We start from the raw sequence: 23,312 nt of genomic DNA on the forward strand, positions 1-23,312 counted from the left end.
CCGGAAGTGGGGCGAATTATAGGCTTCCAGAATCTGCCGTCAACTCTTAATTTGGGTTTTCTATTAAATCCGCGGCAAACTCAAGAATTACACTATATAGACAACCACTGCGTGCGATTTGAGCAATATATTGCTCATCGCTTGACAGTTAAGCATCATAGCGTCTTCTGCTTATTGACTACGACCTCAGAAGAGCCCTCTCAATGACCACTTCACCCCGCAGCCTGGCCTCGGCACTGTTTCCCGTCGGCCTGCTGTTGATCGCCATGGCCTCCATTCAATCCGGGGCATCATTGGCCAAGAGCATGTTTCCCGTTGTCGGCGCACAAGGCACCACCGCCCTGCGTTTGATTTTTGCCAGTGTGATCATGCTGCTCATATTGCGACCATGGCGCGCCAAGCTGACGGCCAAGTCACTGCGCACAGTGATCATCTACGGGATGGCGCTAGGTGGCATGAACTTCCTCTTCTATATGTCACTGCGCACTGTCCCCCTGGGAATTGCCGTAGCGCTCGAATTCACAGGCCCGCTTGCTGTAGCTATCTATGCCTCGCGCCGAGCTGTCGACTTCGTGTGGATTGCTCTGGCGATCATTGGCCTGCTTCTGTTGATTCCGACGGACAAGGCCAGTAGCGGCATTGATCTGATAGGGGCCGCTTACGCGCTGGGCGCCGGCGTATGCTGGGCGCTCTACATTTTGTTCGGCCAAAAGGCGGGAAATGACAATGGCGTCCAAACCGCCGCGCTCGGGGTAATGATTGCCGCCCTCTTCGTTGCACCGATCGGCATCGTGCATGCCGGCGCCGCGCTGCTGACGCCGGCACTGATCCCTGTCGCCATCGGCGTGGCGATTCTGTCCACTGCCCTGCCCTACACCCTTGAGATGGTCGCACTAACACGCCTTCCCGCCCGTACTTTCGGCACACTGATGAGTATCGAGCCGGCGTTCGGCGCCCTCTCCGGCCTGTTTTTCCTGCACGAGCATCTATCGCTCGCCCAGTGGCTGGCCATCACCTGCATTATCCTGGCCTCGGTCGGTGCCACTTTGACGATGAGCCACAAATCCAAACCACTGGTACCCGCCGACTGATCATCTTTAACCCCAGCTCTGGTATTTGCCGCTCATTTAGGCCATGTTTAGGCCGTAACCGAATGTCATTCATGGAGAATTTCGACACGGACTGCATGAACGCTTCGCTCGAGAGCGAGTAAAGCAGCCCTGTTCTTTGCAGGGCGGCTATTAAGGATGGGAATGAAACGAATTTTGATACTGTTGCTGGTTGTGGGCATCGCGGGGTGTGCCGCCACCACTAAAACAGAAGTGAAACGCGGTAAAAAAGGACTGCATATCAACTGTTCGGGCCTGTCCTCCTCCTGGGACCAGTGCTACACCAGTGCCGCCAATTCATGCGGCGCCAAGGGTTATCGAGTGATTGCCAAGTCCGGCGACAACTCCGAAGAGCCAGGGGACTATCCCTTCGGTCTCAACCCTGCCGGCTATACCAGCCGCAGCATGATCGTCATCTGCAAATAGCTGCCCGAGCAGTCTCCCTGACTGCTCATCTTAAATTTCCACACAGGCCAGGCCATTTACGACATGGCGACTAAACTCCTGCTCGATCATCGAGCCAATGGAGTTCCCATGACGCACAACAACAAAATCGTATTGGTGGTAGGCGCCGGTGACGCAACCGGCGGCGCCATAGCCAAGCGCTTTGCCCGCGAAGGTTACATCGCCTGCGTTACCCGTCGTAGTGCCGACAAACTGCAACCACTGGTAGACAGCATTCAATTGGCGGGCGGGCAAGCCCATGGCTTTGCCTGTGATGCACGTAAAGAAGAAGACGTGATCGCACTGGTAGAGCAAATCGAAACGGAGCTGGGGCCCATTGAAGCGTTCGTCTTCAACATCGGTGCGAACGTGCCTTGCAGCATTCTGGAAGAAACCGCACGCAAGTACTTCAAGATTTGGGAGATGGCGTGTTTCTCCGGCTTCTTGAACGCGCGCGAAGTCGCCAAGCGTATGGCCACCCGTAAACGCGGCACCATCCTGTTCACCGGCGCCACTGCCGGCTTGCGTGGGGCCGCGGGATTTGCCGCATTCGCCGGGGCCAAACATGGTATCCGCGCCCTGGCCCAAAGCATGGCGCGGGAATTAGGCCCGATGAACATCCACGTCGCCCATGTAGTAGTCGATGGCGCCATTGATACCGAGTTCATTCGCGAAAATTTCCCGCAAAAATATGCCCTCAAGGATCAGGACGGCCTCCTCAACCCTGACCACATCGCCGAAAACTACTGGTACCTGCACAGCCAGCCCCGGGACGCCTGGACGTTCGAGCTGGACCTGCGCCCCTGGAACGAACCCTGGTAACACGCCCCTATAACAATAAGCAGCGAGTATCGACCATGAGTAAAACCCTGGAATTTTTCTTTGATCTCGGTAGCCCCGCGACTTACCTGGCCTATACCCAACTACCGGCACTCTGCACCGAGACCGGCGCGCATCTGGTCTATCAACCGATGCTGTTGGGCGGCGTATTCAAGGCTACTGGCAACGCCTCACCGATCACTGTGCCGGCCAAGGGTCGCTACATGCTGGATGACTTGGCGCGCTACGCCAAACGCTACAATGTACCGCTCAGGTTCAACCCGCACTTTCCCATCAATACACTGGTACTGATGCGCGCAATCACCGGCATACAAATCCATGAGCCTGAGCGCTTCTCCGACTTTATCGACTGCCTGTTCCGCGCCCTCTGGGTGGAAGGCCGACACCTGGGCGATCCCGAGGTCGTGGCCCACGTGCTGACCGAGCATGGGTTCGACCCAGAGCAGGTATTGGCCCTGTCCAATGATGAAGCCGTCAAAAACGCGCTCAAGGACAAAACCGAACAAGCCGTTAAACGCGGCGTGTTCGGTGCCCCCAGCTTTTTTGTAGGCAATCAGCTGTTCTTTGGTCAGGACCGACTGGACTTCGTGCGCGAAGCCCTCAGCTAAATATCGCTTGCAGCCGGCGCAGGCCGGCTGCAGCCAATCAAATAGCTGTGGTACGCACCTGCAACCACTCAAGCGCCGCACCACTGAGCAGCGGGCTCAAGCGCTCACGCACCTCGGCGTGATAGGCGTTGAACCATTCGCGCTCATCCGCCGTCAGCAACGACGGTTCCAGGCAACGGGTGTCAATCGGGCACAAGGTCAGGGTTTCGAACTTGAGGAACTCCCCAAACTCGGTCTTGCCCGCTTCACGGTTCAACACCAGGTTTTCGATGCGTACACCCCAACGACCAGGGCGATAAGTCCCCGGCTCGATGGAAGTAATCATCCCAGGTTGCATCGCTGTTTGTGGCGCGGCAGCGGCCTGGTAGGCAATAACCTGCGGCCCCTCATGCACATTGAGGAAATAACCTACGCCATGACCTGTACCGTGACCGTAGTCCACCCCTTCGGCCCAGATCGGCGCACGGGCAATCGCATCCAGCAACGGTGAGAGAATACCTTTGGGGAAGTGTGCACGGGACAGGGCAATCACCCCCTTGAGTACCCGCGTGCAATCGCGCTTCTGCTCATCACTCGGGGTACCGATGGGCACCATCCGCGTGATGTCCGTGGTGCCGCCCAGGTACTGGCCACCGGAATCGATCAATAGCAAGCCATCGCCTTCGATCAGGGCATGCTCTTGTTCAGTCGCGTGGTAATGCGGCATGGCGCCGTTGGCGTTGAACGCAGCAATGGTGTTGAAGCTCAGCGACACATAGCCAGGGCGGCGGGTACGCGCCGCAGTCAAGTGTTCGTCGATCGTCAGTTCGGTAATGCGCTCGCGGCCCAGGGCGCTGTCGAGCCAGGCAAAAAATTCGCACAACGCAGCGCCATCCTGCTCCATGGCCTGACGAATATGTTCCGCGTCCGCCAGGCTCTTGCGGGATTTTGCGAGCGTAGTCGGGTTGAGTCCTTCAACCAGCTTGACGCCGGCATCGAGATTTTCCAGCAAGCCGGCCGTCACGCGTGCGGGGTCCACTTGCAAACTGGCCCCCGACGGTACGGCACGCAGTGCATCGGCCACTTCGCTGTAGTCGCGCAACGTCACGCCATCCTGCTCGAGCATCACCCGCAACTCGGCATCGACCTTGCCCAGCGCGACAAACAACGTAGCCTGCTGTTGGTTGATCAACGCAAAAGATACAAACACCGGGTTGAAGGACACATCACCGCCACGCAGGTTGAACAACCAGGCGATGTCGTCCAGCGTCGCGATGAAATGCCAATCGGCGCCCTTGTCTTTCAAGCTGGCGCGCAGTGCGGCGAGTTTCTCGCCACGGCTGACGGTGGCTTGAGGCGGCAGATGCTGGTAGATCGGCTGGTTTGGTAGCGTCGGGCGGTCTTGCCAGACTTCGTCGAGCAGGTCGATATCAGTGCGCAAGCGGGCGCCGCGCTCGGCCAGCTTGCCCCCCAGAGTACGTGCCGAAGCCACGGCCATGACCGCACCGTCCACAGCCACTACGCCACCTTCAGGGGTTTGCTCGGCCAGCCATTCCAACGGCCCAGGCTGGCCCGGTTGCAGCTTTACCAACTCAATGCCACTGCCCTTGAGTTCCTTGGTCGCCTGCTCCCAGTAACGGCTATCGGCCCAGACCCCGGCAAAATCCGCCGTGACGATCAGTGTCCCCACCGAACCATGGAACCCCGACAACCATTGGCGCCCCTGCCAGTAGCCCGGCAAGTATTCGGACAAGTGCGGGTCAGCCGATGGCACCAGCAGGGCGTGAATGCCCTCGCGGCGCATCAGTTCACGGGTATGCGCCAGGCGCTGGGGAACCGTTCCATGGGTCAAAGGCTGCGTACTCATTGTGTCTCCTGCTAACCACGAATAATTGTTATATGTTGCCAATGATAAATCAGACCGCCCAAAACGCCGGGGCGCTGGCCAATGCTGCCTTGATCAACTGTGCGGCTTCGTCGATGTCCTGTTCGGTGGTAAACCGGCCCAGGCTCAAGCGAATGGTACGACCGGCGGTGCGAGCATCATGCCCCAGGGCCAGAAGCACATGGGACGGTGCGTTGCTTGCCGAATTGCACGCCGAAGTCGCGGAAAAGGCAATGCCCGCGCTCAGTGTGGCAGAGTTGAACTCACCCTCGCTGAACGTCAGGCTCAGGGTATGTGGAATACGCTGAGTTGGGCTGCCATTGAGGCGCAAGCCGGTAACTGACGTCAGGTGATCCAGCAGGCGCTGGCGCAACGCTGCAATCCGAGCCTTCTCATCAGCAAAGGACGCTGCCGCCAAGGCAAACGCCGTCCCCATGCCGGCAATCTGATGGGTCGCCAGGGTGCCAGAACGCAAGCCCCCTTCGTGTCCACCGCCATGAATCTGCGCCAGCACTTTCTGCTGCGCCAAAGGCCCGACATACAACGCGCCGATACCTTTGGGGCCGTACAGCTTGTGCGCGGAGAATGACATCAAATCCACCGGCCACAGGCCCAGGTCGATGGCTACCTTGCCAGCCCCTTGCGCCGCGTCCACATGAAACAACGCGCCATGCTCACGTACCCCCGCACCGATGGCCGGGATGTCATTCAGGGTGCCCAGCTCGTTATTGACCAGCATCAGCGAGACCAGGAAGGTGTCCTCGCGCAGGGCTTCGCTGACCGCTTCGACGCTGATCAAGCCGTCCGCATCCGGCACCAGGTAGGTCACCGCCACGCCGGCTTCCTGCAGTTGCCGCGCAGTATCCAGTGTGGCCTTGTGCTCGATCTGGCTGGTGATGATATGCCCACCCGCCACACCACGGGCCTGGGTCACTCCCTTGAGCGCCAGGTTGTTGGACTCCGTGGCGCCGGAGGTCCAGACGATCTGCTCCGGCTGGGCGCCGACCAGTTCAGCGACCTGGCGACGCGCCTGTTCAACCGTGTGCCGGGCCGCCTGGCCGAATGCATGGGAACTGGACGCCGGGTTACCAAAATTGGCATTGAAGCCCAGGCACTCGACCATCACCTGGATAACCCGCTCATCCACCGGCGTGGTAGCGGCGTAGTCAAAATACAACGGACGTTTATTCATGACGTTAGAACTCGCAGAGCGTGCTCCCGAAAGCAGCGTCTCGGGGGGGCATCGACCGGAACAGAGGTCGTCAGGTTTAACCGATCGAATGCCATTAAAGAAGGTAACTTTATTTAAATGTGCGTAGGAACGCTCCTGGAATTGAGCTTAACAGGCTGAAGTAGCTCCATGGCAAACAAAAAGCCCGAGGTTCCTTAAGGGAATCCTCGGGCTTTTTATCGCAAGAGGCCGGCTCAACTGGGACGACCATGCAGGACTACGCTGCGCTCGGCGTTCATTTCACCCTGGCGATCAAAAGAGAAAGGCTTCTGTGGCTGGCCAAGCAACGCAGCGCGCTGCTGCTGATATTCGTCAAACGACAAGCCGCGACGGCTCAGCGCCTCCAGGGCCAATTGCCTGGTCTCCTCGGCGGTGTATGGACGCAATTCCGGGGCTGGATGGGACGCACATCCGGCAAGGACAGAGGTAACAAGTAGCAGCGAAACAGCGAGGAAACGGTTCATGGCGGCGGCTCTGCGAGAGGGGGTTCAAGTCAATGAACACAGGCTACTCCCGGTCCTTCTCGGTGAAAAATCATCACCCGTGATAGTCGCTATCAACCGGCACGCCACCTTCAAAAATCGGCTGCTAATATTCCTTAAAGATCTATAAATATGCAAACACATCCATTTACGGAATAAATCATTTTCTCTATAAATAGCTTCACACGTCAGCAACTGTGCAGTGGCAACAGCCAACCCCAAAACTGGGGTCAGACAACAACTCCCTTTCTCGGCAGCGAGCGCCATACCCATACAGATCAAAGCCTGAACCCGTTGGTACAGCCCTTGTTCAACCTACTTCACCTCTGTTGCTCAGTACCCCGCCGTTAAAATTGAGCCAGTCCCTGCCGATCCCGACGTTCTACTCCTGAGAGAGGTGCCCATGCAACTTTTGACCCTACCGCCCTCGCCCGCCCTTGCGACCTCGATCCGCGCCACGGCCCAGGTCTTCGAAGACCCCAAATCCCAGGCACTGCTCGACCATATCCAACAAGTGGCGCCCAGCGAAGCCAGCGTGCTGATCATCGGCGAGACCGGCACCGGCAAAGAGCTGGTGGCGCGGCATATCCACAACCTCAGCGCTCGGCGCAACCGGCCGTTCGTAGCGGTGAACTGCGGGGCGTTCTCTGAATCCCTGGTGGAAGCCGAGTTGTTCGGCCACGAGAAAGGCGCGTTTACCGGCGCCCTCAGCGCCAAGGCCGGCTGGTTCGAAGAGGCAGACGGCGGCACCTTGTTTCTAGATGAGATCGGCGACCTGCCGATGGCCATCCAGGTCAAACTGCTGCGGGTGTTGCAGGAGCGCGAAGTGGTGCGCCTGGGCTCACGCAAAAGCATACCTATTGATGTAAGAGTCCTGGCCGCCACCAACGTACAACTGGAAAAGGCCATCAACGCCGGGCATTTTCGCGAAGATCTGTACTACCGCCTCGATGTGGTCAGCCTGGAGCTGAGCCCGCTGCGCGAGCGCCCCGGCGATATCCTGCCGCTGACCCGCCACTTTATCCAAGCCTACAGCCAGCGCCTGGGCTACGGCCCGATCACCATCAGCAGCGAGGCCGAGCACAAACTCAAGCGCTACAGTTGGCCGGGCAATATTCGCGAGCTGGAAAACGTGATTCACCACACCTTGCTGATCTGCCGCAACGGCGTGATCGAACGCGACGATCTGCGCCTGTCAAATATGCGCATCGAGCGCCAGGACGACAGCCAGCACGCCACCGACAACAGCGCCGAAGCCTTGCTTGCGCGGGCGTTTCAAAAGCTCTTCGAGGAACAGGCCGGCGCCCTGCATGAAAAAGTCGAGGACGCTTTATTACGCGCCGCTTACCGCTTCAGCCATTACAACCAGGTGCACACCGCCAACCTGCTGGGCCTGAGCCGCAACGTTACGCGCACGCGCCTGATCAAGATCGGCGAGCTGGCGGTAAACAAACGCCGGCCCGGGCAAACGCTGCAGGGCGAACGGATGCTGCATTTATCCATTTAAGCGGCAGTGCAAAGCATCGTCCTGACTGCGCTCAAAACTGCGCAACACCTGGAATGATCCGAAGGTCACAGCCGTCGCTTGATGCGCGCGGATCAGTGTCCAGAAATCTTCGTCGCCGTGCTCGAAACGCTTGAAGGCTGCTTCTCCGTCCTCGCGGGATTGCCATTGCAGGTAATTGAGCACCCGCCGCCCATCATCGCTGACCTGCACACTGGCACTCAGAAAGCCACCATGGCTTGCCGCGAGGCGCTCGCTCTGGGTGGTCAAGGCCGCCACCAGGGCTGATTGCTGGCGGGGCTCGATCTGAAATTCGATCAATTGAGTGAAGCTGCGATTTTTCTCTGATACCTGCATGAGCACTCCCCTTTCTCTGTAGGCAGAATCTTGCGATTCGATGTCACGCAGGGTAAAACCTCTAGTTAAGTCGAGGTCAAGCACTGTTTGGGAGTCTTACATGCTCAGCAACGAACTCAGCGTCGGTCAGTTGGCCGCCCGCAGCGGCGTAGCGGTCACCGCCCTGCACTTCTACGAATCCAAAGGGCTGATCAAGAGCAATCGCAATGCCGGCAATCAACGGCGATATCCACGGGACGTACTGCGCCGGGTGGTGCTGATCAAAATTGCCCAACGCCTGGGCATTCCGCTGGCGACCATTGGCGAGGCATTGCGGGCCCTGCCCGATGGGCGCACACCGAACGCTCACGACTGGGAACGGCTGTCGGCCTTGTGGCGTCAAGATCTGGATGAGCGCATCAACAAGCTGACGCTGCTGCGCGACAAGCTCAATGGTTGTATCGGGTGCGGGTGCCTGTCGATGGAGGCGTGCCCGTTGCGCAATCACGATGACCAGTTGGGTGAGCGTGGCCCCGGTGCGCAACTGCTGGAGCCCACGCTTGATTCCGATCGGTAAAGCCGGTTGCGCAATGCAACGTGACCTATAGTGGAAAGGCTGTAACTCCATAACCACAATCAAAGGAGAACGTTATGAGCGTTAAACCTATTCCCGAGGGTTACCACGGCATTACTCCCTACCTGGGCATCAACGAGGCCGCAAAGGCGATCGAGTTCTACAAAAAGGCCTTTGGCGCCTCGGTGTTCATGCGCCTGGACATGCCCGACGGCAGGGTCGGCCATGCGGAGCTGCGTATTGACGAAGCGGTGATCATGCTAGGCACGCCCTGTGACGAAACGGCCCTGCGCAATCCCGACTCACATCCCAGTGTCGGTTTGCACCTGTATGTGAATGACGTGGACGCACAGTTCAAACAGGCGGTTGATGCCGGCGCCAGCGTAGTGTCCGAGCCGCAGGATCAGTTCTATGGGGATCGCTCGGCGAGTGTGAAGGATCCGTTCGGTCACCTCTGGTTCCTGGCCACCCATAAGGAGGACCTGACCGAGGAGCAAATCCGCCAGCGTGCCATGCAGATGTTCAAGCAAAATTAACCCTGTGGGCGTGAGCTTGCTCGCGCCTGCAACACGCCACGCCTTGCCCCAGGTTCCAGCCGGCCAACACGCGTGGCCTGCTCCGGCAAGCTAAAGGCCTGTGTGGAGTCTGGAACACTTCAAGGGTTTGTCGATCTGACACCCCGGTACGCATTGCGCCCCAGCCATATCGTCATGACCAACAAGGCGGTCAATGGCAGCCCATGGAACAACACGATCACCTGGGCCGGCGTCCACGTCACATAGAACGGCCCGACCACCAGCATGCCCACGCCAAAACCGGCCATCTGGATCAGGGTCAAGAGGCTGAACAGCGGCAAGCGCAAGCTATCGGGCTCGCTTTGCGCACGGGAGATCAACGCCACCTCGGACAATCCATCGCCCAGCCCTGCCCACACCACCAGCAACAGCGCCAGCCACAGTTCGGTCTGCTGGAATGTCAGGATAAAGCCGCTGGACATCAACGCCACACCGAGCATGAACAAGCGCTCCATGCCTTGGGTGCCACGACCTTTCAACACTGCACTGGCGATGCGCGCGCCAACAAACTTGCCACAGGCCCACACGGCCAGCAGATAGCCCATGACCGTCTTGGCCGTGTCCGGTGAAATGTACTGCGACAGCACTGGCCAGCCGACGTTATGGGCCGCGCTGCCAAGGGTGTCGAGCATGCTGATCAGCAACATCGCGGCCAGCACCGGCGCACCGCGCAACCCCTTGGTCAGCTCGTGCCATTCGGCGGCCAGCCCGCGATGCGCGGCAACAGCAACGCTAAACAACGCGCGCAAGGGCAAGACCAGGCAAGCGGCAATCACATAGGTGCCGATGTTGACGGCAAACACCGCTTCAAATCCGCCCGTGGCGATCAGCAAGCCGGAGAGCAAACTGCCGAAGACCGCGCCGGTGGCGGCCGCCGAGGTGATCCATGCATTGGTATTCACCCGCTGCTCCAGCGCGACCCAGGTGGGCAACTGACTGTTGAGGCCAATGGCAAACAGCGAATTGCACAGGCCGATACCGAAGGCGATAAAGGGAAGAAGGGTGAGTTGATGGGCCGGTAACAACACCACCAGCGGCGTCAGCAACAGCGCCCGGGCCAGGTCCAACCCCGCCAACGTCCCACGCCCGGCAAACCGCCGAAAAAACGGGATGCCAAACAGGCTCGCGACAATCCCGCCGGTGACCCGGCACGCCAGGAAAATGCTGACAAACACTACGCTCTGGCTGAGCCAGTACACATAAGTGGACAACGCCACCATGTTGAGGAACGCGCCAAAATCCGACACACCGCGAGCAAAGATGATCAGGCGAGCGTTGCGGGTCGACAGATTCAGTTGTTGATCGTGGCTCATGCAGGCTGTGCCTCCTCGACACTGCGCAGGCTTACCAAGAGCACATCGCGCCAGGCCGGTGCCGTCTCCACCCGCGGTCGCACCTCCCCGGCCCGATGGTAGAACCCACGGTCGTTGATCACGATAGTCTCCAGAAATTTCTCCATCGGCAGTTGCAGCAGCCGGCTGTGCTCCGTTTCGTCGGCAAACACCTCCGACACCACCGGCACCGTGTTGCATTCGCCAATAAAGTGCATGAACACCCAATCCAGGCCGTCCTGGTGAATCCCCGAAGTGGTCGGGCTGCTCGATGGCCCATCCGCCCGCACCCGGAACTGATGGATATCGATCGTATAGGTCTGTTCGCCCAGGTGCGGGGTAATCACTGCAAGGTCCGTCGCCAGCAGCTTCTGCATGAGTGGGTGCTCGATAAAGCCCTCCTCGCTATAGCTCAGGTGGTTCACGCCCTGGCGATAGTTCACCGCGTAGGTGACCGGCGATTTGAACGCCGTATTCCTGTCGATCTGCAATTGCCGTGACGGTAACAGACGATAGCGCAAGATGCGCCGTTCGCGGTGGGTGTAAGTCCTGAACGCCTCGTCGCGCACCAGGTTATCCCAATACGCGCGAAAGCTTTGCTCCTCACCCGGTTCAACTTTGACCAGTTCGCGAAAGTCCGGGCGATGACAGAAGTGATGTTCGCGCAAAAGCGCCGAAATCTGAGGGATGTCCATATCGCTATCCTGCAACCGGTGGATCGATGAGGATGCGCAGGTGTTGCTGCAACGCATCGTGCAAGGCATGGGCGTCGGCGGCATTGCCAACCTGGGCCCAGCATTTGAGCAAATAATGCTCCTCGATATCCGCGTCAATGTAGTGGCCGGGGTCCTGCGGGGCGTATTCCAGCACCGAGCGGTGTTGGTCCAGGAACTGCAGGCCGTCAATGCCCCTGAAAAGGCCACTGTGCTGCGGATAAATCGCCAGCATCGCGTAGTGTTGCCGCGCCTCGGCGATCTTATGTGCACCGGCCTCCAACTGTGCATTGATGCCCTTCTCGCCCAACAACAATCCCATGTACAACTGATAAGGATCGACACCGGCCAAGTCGCGGAACGCCGAGTTCACATACAGTCCGCCCAGGCGCGGGTTGATCTCGATGACCACCGGCCCTGCGTCCGTCATGCGAAACTCGAAATGCACCACAGCGTTGGTCAGGCCCACCGCGTGCAGGCAGTCCACCGCGTACTGGCGGATCTGCTCACACTGGGCCTGGCTGAACGACGTCGGCGGGGAAATCAGCAGGTTCTCAAGGACGGTGCCGCTGCGCTCGGTCAGCAGCAGTTTTTCATTGATCAGCAGCGGATGGACACGCTCGCCGGCAATCACACATTCCACACTGCCTTCGATGCCAGGAATATAACCTTCCAACAGAATGCTGCGCCCTGGCAGGTATTCACGCCGCAGCCCACCCTCAGGCGGCAGGGCGTGCGCACAGCCGTAGAAGTCCGCATAAGCGGCGGCGCCATGATCACTCACGAAATGCCGATAGTGGCTACGTAGCTCCTCCCAGTTCGAGCATTTTTTGATAAACGCCGAAGCCCCGCCAAAGGGCGGTTTGGCGATCAGTGGATAACCCACGCGCTCGGCGCCTTGCTGGAGTTCCTGTTCGTTGTTGCACAGCACGAACGGTACCGAACGCAACTCATGCTGTTTCAACACGCGGCGCATCAAGAACTTGTTATTGCACGCCGCAATCGCCTCTGGGTGGCTGTAGACCAAGCCCAACCGCTGACACGCCTGCGCAACGATACAGCCCACCTCCCCTTGTGCGGACGGGTGCCCGGCCTGGCAGAAAATCCCCCGCACCTGATAACGCCCGTCCAACTGTCCGACCAACTCCAGGATGGACTGCTCACTGAGCGTTTCGAGCAGGAACACTTCGTCACTGTCGTCCCTGAGTCGTTGCAGGTGCTTGCGCCCCGCCACGGCGGCCGTCAAACACGCCAAGCCGTGGGCGCGGGCCACCGTGAAATGCGGTTCCCGGTAGCGGTAGCGAGCGCAAGCGCTGTCATCCACATCAATAAACAGAATCGCACCCTGTTTCATACCGCATCCTGCCAACTGCACCATTGGCCCTCCCAGTTGCGAAAACGGTAAGTACGCTGCCCATCGCGAACTTCAAAATGCGGTAAGTCTTCAGGTTTTTCAAAGTCCAACAACGGCACGGTGAACTTGCCTTGTGCGTGAGGAAGTACATATTCGGGCAGGGCAATATTGGATACGCGGCGTTTGAGCCGATCCATTATGACGATGGCTTGGCTGATCGAGGCCTTATACTCTGAAGCACCGGGTGAAAACGGCATGAAGTGATATAAGTAATAGGGCTTTACGCCCAGACGATAAAGATCAATGAATAATTTATGCAACGTCGCTTCATCATCATTCACGCCACGCAACAGCGGCATGTTAGAGAATACTATCGGCACCACGCCCTGAATCCGTTTAACCGCGAGGGCAAAATCAGCACTGAGTTCAAGCGGGTGGCAGACATGCACACCAAATGCATTGACTTTGTACTTGTGCAGCATCGCCACCAACTCATCGGTCACGCGAAACGGGTTGAAACTCAAAGCCCGCGAATGAATGCGTATCAGCAGGTCATCACGAATGCCGCGCAATGCGGCCAGCATCTCCTCAAGCTTGCGGTCGGCCAGCATCAGTGGGTCACCGCCACTGAGAATCACCTCTTCAATCGCCGGGTTAGCGCGGATGTACTCCACCGAATCCTTGAACGAGTCGGTGTTGGCGTTAGCTTTGTCGGTGCCCACCTGCAGCGTGCGCAGCGCCTCGAAACAGAACTGGCAATAGGCATTGCAGGTGTTGGTGGTGCGCAGGATCACGCGGTTGTCGTACTTGTGCTGGCAGATGGGCGTCTTCATCTCATGATTGAGTTCCCAGTTTTCGGAACTGCCGTCATAGTCGCCCTGCACCTGTTCGCTCCAGTACGGTACTACCTGGCGCCACAGTGGGTGGTCCATCACTTCGCCGGTGGTGAGTGAACGCTTGATCAAATCAATATAGTAAGGCGTGATCTGCATCTTGCGATCTTGCAGGTTGTGCTCGATATGCGCCGTTGTGGCCTCGCCCCATCCACCGCAGGCATTGCGCAGTGCAGGTTCATCGCGGATGGCATTCTTCTGCTGCCAACGCCAGTCTTGCCACTGAACTGAACGATGCATGGCTTGATCAAAAATCGACATGAGTTTGAACTCTCTGTTAAGGCATAGGGACGCGTACTTTTCCAGCGCAGGAAAAGTATTATTCGCAGCAATGGCAATCGACGGAGATACGACAGACCACGATCAAGTAACTAATTTGATCACCGGCACCAGAGAGATATAACAGTTCGCCATTTGAGGGCGCGAATAAACGACTAGCACGGTCATGCAATCAACTTCCTTTTTATAATATTTCGACTTCCAAGTCCGCACCCACTAAAGCCGATACCCGCCAATGTGTCAATACAATAAACTTGTAATTTGTCTGGAATTAACCTGCACCCGCGCCAACACCCTTTAATGACAAGGGGGGGCTTTCGTTCAAGCCAAGCTATTTGAAAAACAAATAATACTGAAAGCAACGCGCGCCGCTGTTATAGAGAGCGTTATTTCTACTTATATAACTACGTAGCCGCACTTCCGCTGAGCCAGGGGCTGGGCGCGAGGCAGTGGCGCTCAAATGCATGGCTGATGACGAAATCACCCAGCGGCATGATCACGTCCCTGGAGGTCAGGCCCGGCCTCACGCAAGCCGCTGAACGCCTGCGGGCTGGTGTATTGCGTGTTCGATCAGCTCTCAAATGCGGCCTGAATGTGAACCTGAAACATTTTCTTTCATATGCGCCTTAGGGATTTCTCATTCTCATTCGTCTTAATTTAGATACAGCCCGTCGCGTCAGCAAAAGCTACGACTGGCCTTTTCCGGGCTTTCATTGCCCCCTTCGCTCAAGACCCTCATTCATATGTCGAAGAAGTCACGCTCCAAACTCTGGTTTCTCGTACATAGCTGGCTGGCGTTGCCCATCTGGTTCTTTGTACTGATCGTCTGTGTCACCGGCACCCTGGCCGTGGTGAGCCAGGAAATCGTGTGGCTGGCCAACCCGGATATCCGTGCGAGCAAGCCGTCGGATGACGCCCAGCCACTGAGCTTTGACCAGGTGATCGCGGCCATCAAGCGCGATGAGCCCAAGGCAATCGTCCAGTCCATCATTCGCCCGGATGAGTCGCACTTCGCCCTGAGCGTCGGCCTCAGCTACCCGGATGGGCGCTCGGTGGACGTCTACGCCAACCCCTATACCGGAGCGATCCAGGGCATCAGCCCCTCGTTCAACTTCCAGCAATTTACCCGCGCGCTGCATGGCTGGTGGCTTGTGCCATTCACCAATGGGTACAGCTGGGGCTGGTACCTGGTATCCGCGCTGGGCTTGCCACTGCTTGCCTCGCTGATCACCGGGCTGGTGGTGTACAAACGCTTCTGGAAAGGCTTCCTGCGCCCTACCCTGCGTATCCGACACGGTGCGCGGATCTTCTGGGGCGACTTTCACCGCCTGAGCGGCATCTGGTCCATCTGGTTTATCGCGGTCATTTCAATCACCGGCACCTGGTTCCTGATCGAGGCGGCCTTGAGCGACAACCAGATATCCATTTCCAGTGAACCCATCGTGCCGGTGATTGCCCGTGAAAAGGTGCCATTGTCGGCGTCGGGCGTCCCGGCACCGATGATCCCTATCGATAAGGCCATCGACATCGCCGCCGAAAAAATCCCGGGGCTGGACGCCAGCTTCGTGTTCATGCCAAGCAACGCGTACAGCCACCTGCAAATCGGCGGGCGCGGCTGGTACCCGTTGATGTTCCAGACCGCGCAACTGAACCCCTATGACGGTGAAATTGCTGTCTCGAACCTGTTGTCCGACCGCACCCCCCTGGAGTTCGTCACCGAGTCGATGCGCCCGCTGCACACAGGTGACTTCGGCGGTTTGTGGATCAAGTTGATCTGGGCCTTCTTCGGCCTGGTGCTGAGCATGATGGTATTGAGCGGCTTGCTGATCTGGACCAAGCGCACGGCCCTGGCCACCCTCAATGCCCTCAAGCGCGAAGCCAAGACGCAACGTCAGCCCGCTTCTATCCCGGCCATGCACGCCAAAACCTCGGAGGCACAGCGATGAGCAAGGTCGCGACCGTACCGCCATCCCCCCTGCGCGCCTTCTGGCTGAAATGGCGTTTTCACATCAATGTTCTGCTGTTGCTGATACCGCTGGGGTTCATGCCCAAGTACTTCGCCGACGCCGCGCTGTTTCGCGGGGATGCCGGCATCGGCGAGCGCGTAGCCGGGCAAGTGCAAGTCGGACCCTGGAGCCTGACCCTGGCCGAGTTCCGCAATGAAGGCCCGAGCCCGAACCCGGCCGGGCCGATGAAATTCTTCAACGCCGCCCTGTGTGACACCTGCGCCAACGAAGTCAAGGCCACCTACCTGCGTATCGGTAAACCCCGCAGCCTGCGCGCCGCCGGGGTGATCTTCTTCGGTACGCCATACCGCATGGGCGCCGCCCTGCCGGTGCCGGAACGCACACCAGTGGACGCCGAAGTCTGGGTGACCATGGAAGGCTGGGACGGCAGCATGCACCAGGGTTCCATCCCGCTGAACCAGGCTTCGCCTGCCACCATTGCCTGGCTGAACAAGCAAGGAGTCAAACCATGACGTTCAAGCGCCTGACCCGCGCCGCACTGTTACTGTGCGCCGGCTTGAGTACCACCGCCTTTGCCCACAACCCGATGTGCGAATGCAAGGAAATCCCCGGCGAGCAGATCCAGTGCAAGGGCGGCTTTTCCGACGGCAGTGGCGCACCCGGCGTGACGCTGGATGTGATCGGCTACGACGAAACCATCCTGGTGCCCGGCAAGCTCGGTGAAGATTCGACCCTGACCTTCAAGAAGCCCGCAGCCGAGTTCTATGTGCTGTTTGATGCAGGCCCCGGCCACGTGGTGGAAATCGACCAAGCGGATATCCAGGCGCAATGAGTACCACACAGGTTGTACGCCCCGCCGGTGCCGGCCATGAAACGCTCTATGTGTTGCTGCTGTGTCTGCTCATCCTGGCGGTGGCGGGTACGGTCGTGGCGCTGCACGGTGAAACCCAGGAAATTGCGGCGCTGCCAAGCCACCAGTTGGACGCCCGCCGTGACCTGAGCGCCGCCGAGCAAGGCATCTACGCCGACCTGCGGGTGACTCTGGATGAAATCCACTTGTTGCAGCAGGAGCAAAGCGCCCTGCCGACACCTGAGCAACTGGCCGACGAAGGCTTCGCCCCCTTTGCCCAGGATGCCAGCTCGGTCAGCCGTGGTGGCCATCGCTGGCAGTTACTCCCCTCGGCAGCCTACCTGGGCTTGAGCCAGGCACCGGCCACCAGCGGCTCGCTGCTGATGCGCGTGCAGGGCGACGAGCCGGATATCTGGCTCAACCGCAGCGTCAATCTTGCCGCCCCCGCCGACCTCACTGACCAGGCACTGATCGCAGCCGGCTGGCAGCAAGTGGTTGCGCAATTCGATGCCGGCGTGACCCGCCAGCATCGTCACTGAACGAGAAGACCGATTGCCCATGTCTATTTCATCACCCCTGTTGCGCCTGTTAGTGGTCAGCTTCCTCAGCCTGCTGCTCGCTCCCCTGGTGAATGCCGAAGCAGCGAAACGCCTGCGTATCGGCATCACCCTCCACCCCTACTACAGCTACGTGGCCAATATCGTCGGCGACAAGGCCGAAGTGGTACCGCTGATCCCGGCCGGCTTCAATCCACACGCCTACGAGCCCCGCGCCGACGACATCAAGCGCATCGGTACCCTGGACGTGATCGTGCTCAACGGGGTTGGCCATGACGACTTCGCCGACCGCATGATCGCCACCAGCGAGCGCCCGGACATCAAGGTGATCGAGGCCAACGCCAACGTGCCGCTGCTGGCGGCCACCGGCAATGCCGCGCGCGGTGCGGGCAAGGTGGTCAACCCGCACACCTTCCTGTCGATCAGTGCATCGATTGCCCAGGTCAACAACATCGCCCGCGAGTTGGGCAAGCTCGACCCGGACAACGCCAAAACCTACACCCAGAACGCCCGCACCTATGGCAAGCGCCTGCGCCAGATGCGCGCCGACGCCCTGGCCAAGTTGACCAGCGCCCCCAACCCGGACCTGCGCGTTGCCACGGTGCACGCAGCCTACGACTATCTGTTGCGCGAGTTCGGCCTGGAAGTCACCGCAGTGGTAGAACCGGCCCACGGTATCGAGCCAAGCCCCAGCCAGTTGAAGAAAACCATCGATGAACTGCGCGCCCTGGATGTGAAGGTGATCTTTTCGGAGATGGATTTCCCGTCCACCTACGTCGAGACCATCCAGCGTGAATCCGGGGTCAAGCTGTACCCGCTGTCGCATATTTCCTATGGCGACTACAGTGCTGAAAAATACGAAGTGGAAATGACCGGCAACCTCAACACCGTGGTCCGCGCAATCCAGGAGTCAGGGGCATGACCGCCGCCCAACAACTGAACGCCGTCAGCGTCGGCCCGACCCTGAACTTCGACCAGGTCTCGCTGACCCTGGGGCGCACCGTGATCCTCGACGACGTGAGTTTCCAGGTACAGCCAGGCAGCATCCATGCGCTGGTCGGTCCGAATGGCGGCGGCAAAAGCTCGCTGATCAAGACCCTGCTCGGCCAAACGCCCCACCAGGGCCGTTTAAGCCTGGAGTGGCCGGCCGCGCCCGGCACCATTGGCTACGTGCCTCAGGCGCTGGAGTTCGACCGCGGCCTGCCGATGACCGTCGACGATTTCATGGCTGCCATGTGCCAACGGCGGCCTGCGTTCCTTGGCCTGTCCCGGCATTACGCAGCGGCGATCGGTGACGCACTTGAGCGCGTCGGCATGCACGACAAACGCAAGCGTCGCATGGGCGCGTTGTCCGGCGGTGAACGCCAGCGCGTGCTGCTGGCCCAGGGCCTGATCCCTGCACCGCAACTGCTGGTGCTGGACGAACCCATGTCGGCCCTTGATGAAGCCGGCATCCAGGTGTTCGAACGGCTGCTCAATGATTGGCGCCTGGCCGGGATCACCGTGCTGTGGATCGAGCACGACCTGGAAGCCGTCGGCCGCCTGGCTGACCGTGTCACCGGCCTGAACCGCCGCGTGCTGTTCGACGCCACGCCAAAAGAGGCGCTGACCCCAGACCGCCTGCTGACCCTGTTCTCCACTCACCCGCGGAGCCCGGCGCAATGAGTTATGAAGCCTTTCGCTTGATGGTCCAGGGCTGGGCGTCTTCCGGTTACCTGCCGGAAGCCCTGGCCTACGGGTTTGTGGTCAACGCCCTGCTCGCCGGCTTGCTGATCGGCCCGGTACTGGGCGGCCTGGGTACCCTGGTGGTGGTCAAGCGCTTTGCGTTTTTCTCCGAAGCGGTCGGCCATGCTGCGCTGACCGGCGTGGCCGTAGGCATCCTGCTGGGCGAACCCTACACCGGGCCCTATGGCAGCCTGTTCGGCTACTGCCTGCTGTTCGGCATCCTGCTCAACTACCTGCGCAATCGTACCGGCCTGGCGCCGGATACCTTGATCGGCGTGTTCCTGTCGGTGTCGCTGGCGCTGGGCGCCAGCCTGCTGCTGATCCTGGCCGGCAAGATCAACGTGCATATCCTCGAAAACGTTTTGTTTGGCTCGGTACTGACGGTCAACGGCAATGACTTGCTGGTACTGGCAATCGTCGGTTCGCTGGTCATGGCCCTGGCATTGCCACTGTACAACCGCATCATGCTCGCCAGCTTCAACCCGCAACTGGCAGCGGTGCGCGGTGTGGCGGTGAAGACGCTGGACTACCTGTTCGTGATCCTGGTGACGCTGATCACCGTGGCTGCGGTCAAGGTGATCGGCGCGATCCTGGTCGGTGCGCTGCTGGTGATCCCTGCCGCCGCGGCGCGCCTGTTGAGCCAATCGCTCAAGGGCTTCTTCTGGGTCTCGGTGCTGATCGCCACTGTGAGTACCCTGTGCGGCATCCTGCTGCCGATCATCTTCGACCTGCCGATCCCGTCCGGCGCCGCAATCATTCTGGTTGCCGGTATCGCCTTCGCCTTCGCCGCCATCGCCCGTGGCACCGTGCCCAGCCTCAAAGGGAATCTTGGATAATGCGCCCTGTCTTTCGCCCAATGGCCCTGGCCATCGCTTGCTTGATCAGTACATCGGCACTGGCTGCCGTTGATGGTTTTGACCCGAAGGAATTCAAGGCCGATCACGGCCTCGGCCATGCCGCGCTGACCAAGGCCAAGTCGGTAAAACCGGTCAAGGTGCTGGCCTCGCTGCCCATTACCTACGGTTTGGCCGAAGTGCTGCTCAAGGATACCGACGTGCAACTTGAACGCGCCGCGCCAGCCAACCTACCTGGCTCGCGGCAGGTGTCCTACTTCACCGGCCGCGGCGCGGCGGCACTCAACACCTTGGCGCAGGACGCCGACGCCGCCATCGGCTTGCGCTCGCTGTGGGCCGATGATCCGCTGTACCCCGTGGCACGGCGCAGCAATATCCGCATCGTTGAAGTGGACGCTGCACGCCCGGTGGACGGTGGCTTGCCGGGCATTGCGGTACAACCGGGTGTCACCGATGGCCTCAACAGCCAACCCTGGCAATCGAGCAACAATCTGGGCCGTATGGCCGATGTATTGGCCGCCGACCTGAGCCGTCTCGCCCCAGGCGCCAAACCAAAGATCGATACCAACCTGGCGGCACTCAAGCAACGCCTGCTCAAGCTCACCGCCGACAGCGAGGCGCGCCTGGCCAAGGCCGATAACCTGAGTGTGGTCAGCTTGAGCGATCACTTTGCCTATTTGATCAGCAGCTTGAACCTGGAACTGGTCAGCACCGATGCTCGCCCAGACGCAGACTGGACGCCTGAAGCGCTGCAAAAACTCAGTGCGCAGCTCAAGGACAACGAAGTGGCGGTGGTGTTGCACCATCGTCAGCCGAGTGAAGTGGTAAAAGCAGCTGTCACTGCAGGTGGCTCCACACTGCTGGTGTTGAATGTGGACGGCGCCGAACCGGTGACAGAGTTGCAAACCAATGTGGATCAGGTGATCAAGGCGCTGACGCCATAACGTCTACCCCCACATGAATCGCATCATGGCGCCAGAACTCCAGGTCGCAGTCGATCAAACGCTGGTGCTGGTCATAGTTGACCCGGGCGATGCGCAAGCCCGGGCTGCCCACCGAGACGCGCAGCGCAGCGGCCGCTTCCACCGGCAGTGAGGTCGGCACAATCTCGAAACGCACCCGCCCGTAGTGCAAGTCATATTTGCTGGCATACAGCTCAGTCATCGACTGATTCAAATCACACGCCAGGATCCCCGGAAAATACTGCGGGTTCAGGTAGTGCTCCACGTACAACACCAGGCGTCCGTCAATCCTGCGGCCCCGGCAAATCTGGATCACGCTCGACAACGCCGGCAACTGCAACCACGCGCACACCGCCGCCGACGCCGGTTGCAAGCGTGCGGAAATGACCTGCGTGGAAGCCTCACGCCCCTGGTCGCTGACCATCGCGTGAAAGTGGCTGCGCTGCATCAGGTTATAGGCCAGCCGCGGTGGCGAGACGAACCAGCCCCGGCGCTCTTCGCGATAAATCTGTCCTTGGGCCTCCAGTTGTAACAAGGCTTCCCGCACGGTAATGCGGGTGGTACCAAACAACTCGCTGAGCTTGCGCTCGGCGGGCAATTTGCTGGCTGGCGGCAACAGGCCGTGGTCGATCTGCTCTTGCAGCGCCAGGCCGATGGAAGTTACCGCCTTGATTGCCTCATCCCGCATCAACGTTACCTATCTGGACTAGACCAGCACCGTTCAGGTGCACAAATCGCGCTCTATCTGGGCTTTTGCTGCTGCGAGCCAGCCTAGGCATTACAGATGACCGACAGATGACAGCCGGTAGCCACCGCCTGCACCACACCCTGCAATACATCGGCCAAGTCCAGGGCCTGCGGGCTGTTGGGCATGGTCTACGCTAAGTCTGAGCTGAGCGACACCCGTGCTTCAAAAACGACATCGACATGAAACTGTCATCCATCGGGCCTAAATTGGCTCAGGTATTGCTGACCTAGACCACACCCTCGCCAACGTTCGTATAAAACGCCGCGTGTAAAACGCCCAAAGGAGTTTCGGATGAAACAGCTTTTCCTGGCATCACTGTTAGGCTCGACCATTGCCATGTGCACCGCCGCCATGGCCGCTGATACCGATCTAAAAACCTTGGAAGCCGCCGCCAAGGCGGAAGGCGCCGTCAACAGCGTCGGCATGCCCGATGATTGGGCCAACTGGAAAGGCACCTGGGAAGACCTGGCCAAGACCTACGGCCTCAAGCACATCGACACCGACATGAGTTCGGCCCAGGAAATCGCCAAGTTCAAAGCCGAAAAAGACAACGCCAGTGCCGATATCGGTGACGTGGGCGCAGCCTTCGGCCCGATCGCGGTGAAGCAGGAAGTCACCCAGCCATACAAACCCTCCACCTGGGCGCAGGTTCCGGATTGGGCAAAAGACAAGGACGGTCACTGGGCCCTGGCCTATACCGGCACCATCGCGTTTATCGTCAACAAAAAACTGCTGCACGGCTCCGAAGTCCCGACCAGTTGGGCCGACCTGCAAACCGGCAAATACAAGGTGTCGGTGGGTGATGTAAGCACCGCAGCCCAAGCCTCCAATGCGGTACTCGCCGCCGCTATCGCCAACAAGGGCGACGAGAAAAACATCGCACCGGGCCTGCAGTTTTTCACCAGGATCGCCCAGCAAGGTCGCCTCTCACTGTCCAACCCGACCATCGCCACCATGGAAAAAGGCGAAGTCGAAGTTGGCATTGTCTGGGACTTCAACGGCCTGAGCTACAAAGCCAAGATGGCCAACCCGGATGACTACGTGGTGCTGATTCCATCGGATGGCTCGGTGAAATCGGGCTACACCACCATCATCAACAAATACGCCAAGCACCCGAACGCCGCCAAGCTGACCCGCGAATACATCTTCAGCGATGCCGGCCAACTCAACCTGGCCAAGGGCAATGCGCGTCCGATCCGTGCGGAAACCGACCTGAAGCTGCCGGCCGATATCGCCAAGAACCTGATCCCGGGCGAGCAATACACCAAGGCCAACCCGCAGCCGATCAAAGATGCCGATGCCTGGGAAGCGACGTCCAAGAAGCTTCCGCAGATGTGGAACGAGCAGGTCATCGTAGAGATGAAGTAATCGGTCTCTCTGATCGAAGTGCGGTCAGTGTGGGAGCTGGCTTGCCTGCGATAGCGGTCTGACATTCAACATTGGTGTCCACTGATACACCGCCATCGCAGGCAAGCCAGCTCCCACATTTGATCCGGTTTCAACCGAAAAAAC

The 23,312-nt window shown here is 59.4% G+C and carries 26 protein-coding genes; 17 read left to right on the top strand and 9 right to left on the bottom strand.

What is annotated here, in order from left to right:
* From E4O97_RS02535 to E4O97_RS02555, 5 genes are all read left to right on the top strand, one after another.
* Positions 1-207 (top strand): hypothetical protein (locus E4O97_RS02535; RefSeq protein WP_248160822.1); only part of this gene is annotated, 207 nt, incomplete at its 5' end.
* Positions 204-1,091 carry a threonine/homoserine exporter RhtA gene (gene rhtA / locus E4O97_RS02540; protein ID WP_078820810.1) on the top strand — a complete coding sequence of 296 codons (888 nt, stop codon included), beginning with the start codon at positions 204-206 and terminating at the stop codon, positions 1,089-1,091. The genes E4O97_RS02535 and rhtA, both read left to right, overlap by 4 nt.
* A gap of 162 nt (positions 1,092-1,253) precedes the next feature.
* Positions 1,254-1,535: a hypothetical protein gene (locus E4O97_RS02545; RefSeq protein WP_003190182.1), complete on the top strand. Its 282-nt coding sequence runs from the start codon at positions 1,254-1,256 to the stop codon at positions 1,533-1,535.
* Between the two features lie 108 nt (positions 1,536-1,643).
* Positions 1,644-2,375 carry an SDR family oxidoreductase gene (locus E4O97_RS02550; protein WP_032876930.1) on the top strand — a complete coding sequence of 244 codons (732 nt, stop codon included), beginning with the start codon at positions 1,644-1,646 and terminating at the stop codon, positions 2,373-2,375.
* 35 nt (positions 2,376-2,410) lie between these two features.
* The gene (locus tag E4O97_RS02555; RefSeq protein ID WP_078820808.1) at positions 2,411-3,001 is read left to right on the top strand and encodes a 2-hydroxychromene-2-carboxylate isomerase; all 591 of its coding nucleotides are present in this window, start codon (positions 2,411-2,413) and stop codon (positions 2,999-3,001) included.
* A 37-nt stretch (positions 3,002-3,038) separates the two neighbouring features.
* On the opposite strand, the gene E4O97_RS02560 is transcribed toward E4O97_RS02555, so the two are convergent.
* The 3 genes from E4O97_RS02560 to E4O97_RS02570 all read right to left on the bottom strand — a co-directional run bounded on the left by E4O97_RS02560 (position 3,039) and on the right by E4O97_RS02570 (position 6,560).
* Entirely contained in the window at positions 3,039-4,847 is a 1,809-nt protein-coding gene (locus E4O97_RS02560; RefSeq protein WP_078820807.1) for an aminopeptidase P family protein, read from the bottom strand.
* Between the two features lie 49 nt (positions 4,848-4,896).
* Complete coding sequence (locus E4O97_RS02565) at positions 4,897-6,057, bottom strand: aminotransferase class V-fold PLP-dependent enzyme (RefSeq protein ID WP_248160823.1); 1,161 nt, start codon at positions 6,055-6,057, stop codon at positions 4,897-4,899.
* A gap of 233 nt (positions 6,058-6,290) precedes the next feature.
* Positions 6,291-6,560: a hypothetical protein gene (locus E4O97_RS02570; protein WP_032876941.1), complete on the bottom strand. Its 270-nt coding sequence runs from the start codon at positions 6,558-6,560 to the stop codon at positions 6,291-6,293.
* A 421-nt stretch (positions 6,561-6,981) separates the two neighbouring features.
* Here E4O97_RS02570 and E4O97_RS02575 point away from each other — a divergent pair, with 421 nt between their 5' ends.
* Entirely contained in the window at positions 6,982-8,085 is a 1,104-nt protein-coding gene (locus tag E4O97_RS02575) for a sigma-54 dependent transcriptional regulator (RefSeq protein WP_078820805.1), read from the top strand.
* Here E4O97_RS02575 and E4O97_RS02580 read toward each other — a convergent pair.
* A complete protein-coding gene (locus E4O97_RS02580; protein WP_005786757.1) occupies positions 8,074-8,439 on the bottom strand; it encodes an antibiotic biosynthesis monooxygenase in 366 nt (121 codons plus the stop codon). The genes E4O97_RS02575 and E4O97_RS02580 overlap by 12 nt on opposite strands.
* Before the next feature lie 100 nt (positions 8,440-8,539).
* On the opposite strand from E4O97_RS02580, the gene soxR reads away from it, so the two are divergent.
* Positions 8,540-8,995: a redox-sensitive transcriptional activator SoxR gene (gene soxR, locus E4O97_RS02585; protein WP_078820804.1), complete on the top strand. Its 456-nt coding sequence runs from the start codon at positions 8,540-8,542 to the stop codon at positions 8,993-8,995.
* A 74-nt stretch (positions 8,996-9,069) separates the two neighbouring features.
* Positions 9,070-9,528 (top strand): VOC family protein, encoded by a 459-nt coding sequence (locus E4O97_RS02590; protein ID WP_078820803.1) that lies wholly within the window; start codon positions 9,070-9,072, stop codon positions 9,526-9,528.
* 119 nt (positions 9,529-9,647) lie between these two features.
* Here the strand turns inward: E4O97_RS02590 and E4O97_RS02595 are convergent, their stop codons facing one another.
* Genes E4O97_RS02595 through E4O97_RS02610 form a run of 4 tightly spaced genes read right to left on the bottom strand, consistent with a single transcriptional unit; the run spans position 9,648 to position 14,098 of the window.
* Positions 9,648-10,880 carry an MFS transporter gene (locus E4O97_RS02595; RefSeq protein WP_248160824.1) on the bottom strand — a complete coding sequence of 411 codons (1,233 nt, stop codon included), beginning with the start codon at positions 10,878-10,880 and terminating at the stop codon, positions 9,648-9,650.
* Positions 10,877-11,593 (bottom strand): 2OG-Fe dioxygenase family protein, encoded by a 717-nt coding sequence (locus tag E4O97_RS02600; RefSeq protein ID WP_032876954.1) that lies wholly within the window; start codon positions 11,591-11,593, stop codon positions 10,877-10,879. Before E4O97_RS02600 ends, E4O97_RS02595 begins: the two co-directional genes overlap by 4 nt.
* A 4-nt stretch (positions 11,594-11,597) precedes the next feature.
* Positions 11,598-12,965, bottom strand: a complete 1,368-nt coding sequence (locus E4O97_RS02605; RefSeq protein WP_248160825.1) for an ATP-grasp domain-containing protein — start codon at positions 12,963-12,965, stop codon at positions 11,598-11,600.
* Positions 12,962-14,098, bottom strand: coding sequence for a radical SAM protein (locus tag E4O97_RS02610; protein WP_236648024.1), 1,137 nt, complete (start codon positions 14,096-14,098; stop codon positions 12,962-12,964). Before E4O97_RS02610 ends, E4O97_RS02605 begins: the two co-directional genes overlap by 4 nt.
* A 782-nt stretch (positions 14,099-14,880) precedes the next feature.
* Here E4O97_RS02610 and E4O97_RS02615 point away from each other — a divergent pair.
* From E4O97_RS02615 to E4O97_RS02650, 8 genes are read left to right on the top strand one after another with little or no spacing between them, the layout of a single operon-like run.
* The gene (locus tag E4O97_RS02615) at positions 14,881-16,083 is read left to right on the top strand and encodes a PepSY domain-containing protein (protein ID WP_032876963.1); all 1,203 of its coding nucleotides are present in this window, start codon (positions 14,881-14,883) and stop codon (positions 16,081-16,083) included.
* The gene (locus tag E4O97_RS02620) at positions 16,080-16,616 is read left to right on the top strand and encodes a thiamine pyrophosphate-binding protein (RefSeq protein ID WP_078820799.1); all 537 of its coding nucleotides are present in this window, start codon (positions 16,080-16,082) and stop codon (positions 16,614-16,616) included. Before E4O97_RS02615 ends, E4O97_RS02620 begins: the two co-directional genes overlap by 4 nt.
* Positions 16,613-16,936, top strand: coding sequence for a hypothetical protein (locus tag E4O97_RS02625; RefSeq protein ID WP_005786738.1), 324 nt, complete (start codon positions 16,613-16,615; stop codon positions 16,934-16,936). Before E4O97_RS02620 ends, E4O97_RS02625 begins: the two co-directional genes overlap by 4 nt.
* Complete coding sequence (locus E4O97_RS02630; RefSeq protein ID WP_078820798.1) at positions 16,933-17,493, top strand: DUF6162 family protein; 561 nt, start codon at positions 16,933-16,935, stop codon at positions 17,491-17,493. The genes E4O97_RS02625 and E4O97_RS02630 overlap by 4 nt, the downstream gene beginning before the upstream one ends.
* 19 nt (positions 17,494-17,512) lie before the next feature.
* Positions 17,513-18,433, top strand: coding sequence for a metal ABC transporter substrate-binding protein (locus tag E4O97_RS02635; RefSeq protein ID WP_248160826.1), 921 nt, complete (start codon positions 17,513-17,515; stop codon positions 18,431-18,433).
* Positions 18,430-19,176, top strand: a complete 747-nt coding sequence (locus tag E4O97_RS02640) for a metal ABC transporter ATP-binding protein (protein ID WP_005786733.1) — start codon at positions 18,430-18,432, stop codon at positions 19,174-19,176. The genes E4O97_RS02635 and E4O97_RS02640 overlap by 4 nt, the downstream gene beginning before the upstream one ends.
* Positions 19,173-20,072: a metal ABC transporter permease gene (locus E4O97_RS02645; protein ID WP_005786732.1), complete on the top strand. Its 900-nt coding sequence runs from the start codon at positions 19,173-19,175 to the stop codon at positions 20,070-20,072. The genes E4O97_RS02640 and E4O97_RS02645 overlap by 4 nt, the downstream gene beginning before the upstream one ends.
* Positions 20,072-21,034 carry a zinc ABC transporter substrate-binding protein gene (locus E4O97_RS02650; protein ID WP_032876978.1) on the top strand — a complete coding sequence of 321 codons (963 nt, stop codon included), beginning with the start codon at positions 20,072-20,074 and terminating at the stop codon, positions 21,032-21,034. The genes E4O97_RS02645 and E4O97_RS02650 overlap by 1 nt, the downstream gene beginning before the upstream one ends.
* On the opposite strand, the gene E4O97_RS02655 is transcribed toward E4O97_RS02650, so the two are convergent.
* The gene (locus E4O97_RS02655) at positions 21,015-21,740 is read right to left on the bottom strand and encodes a UTRA domain-containing protein (protein WP_032876981.1); all 726 of its coding nucleotides are present in this window, start codon (positions 21,738-21,740) and stop codon (positions 21,015-21,017) included. The genes E4O97_RS02650 and E4O97_RS02655 overlap by 20 nt on opposite strands.
* 351 nt (positions 21,741-22,091) lie before the next feature.
* Between E4O97_RS02655 and E4O97_RS02660 the strand changes: the two genes are divergently transcribed.
* On the top strand, positions 22,092-23,168 hold the full coding sequence (locus E4O97_RS02660; RefSeq protein WP_005786727.1) for an ABC transporter substrate-binding protein: 1,077 nt from the start codon (positions 22,092-22,094) through the stop codon (positions 23,166-23,168).
* Positions 23,169-23,312: the final 144 nt, after the last annotated feature.

Origin of the sequence: Pseudomonas sp. W15Feb34, from assembly GCF_023127765.1 — a bacterium.
Taxonomy (GTDB): Bacteria; Pseudomonadota; Gammaproteobacteria; order Pseudomonadales; family Pseudomonadaceae; genus Aquipseudomonas; species Aquipseudomonas synxantha_A.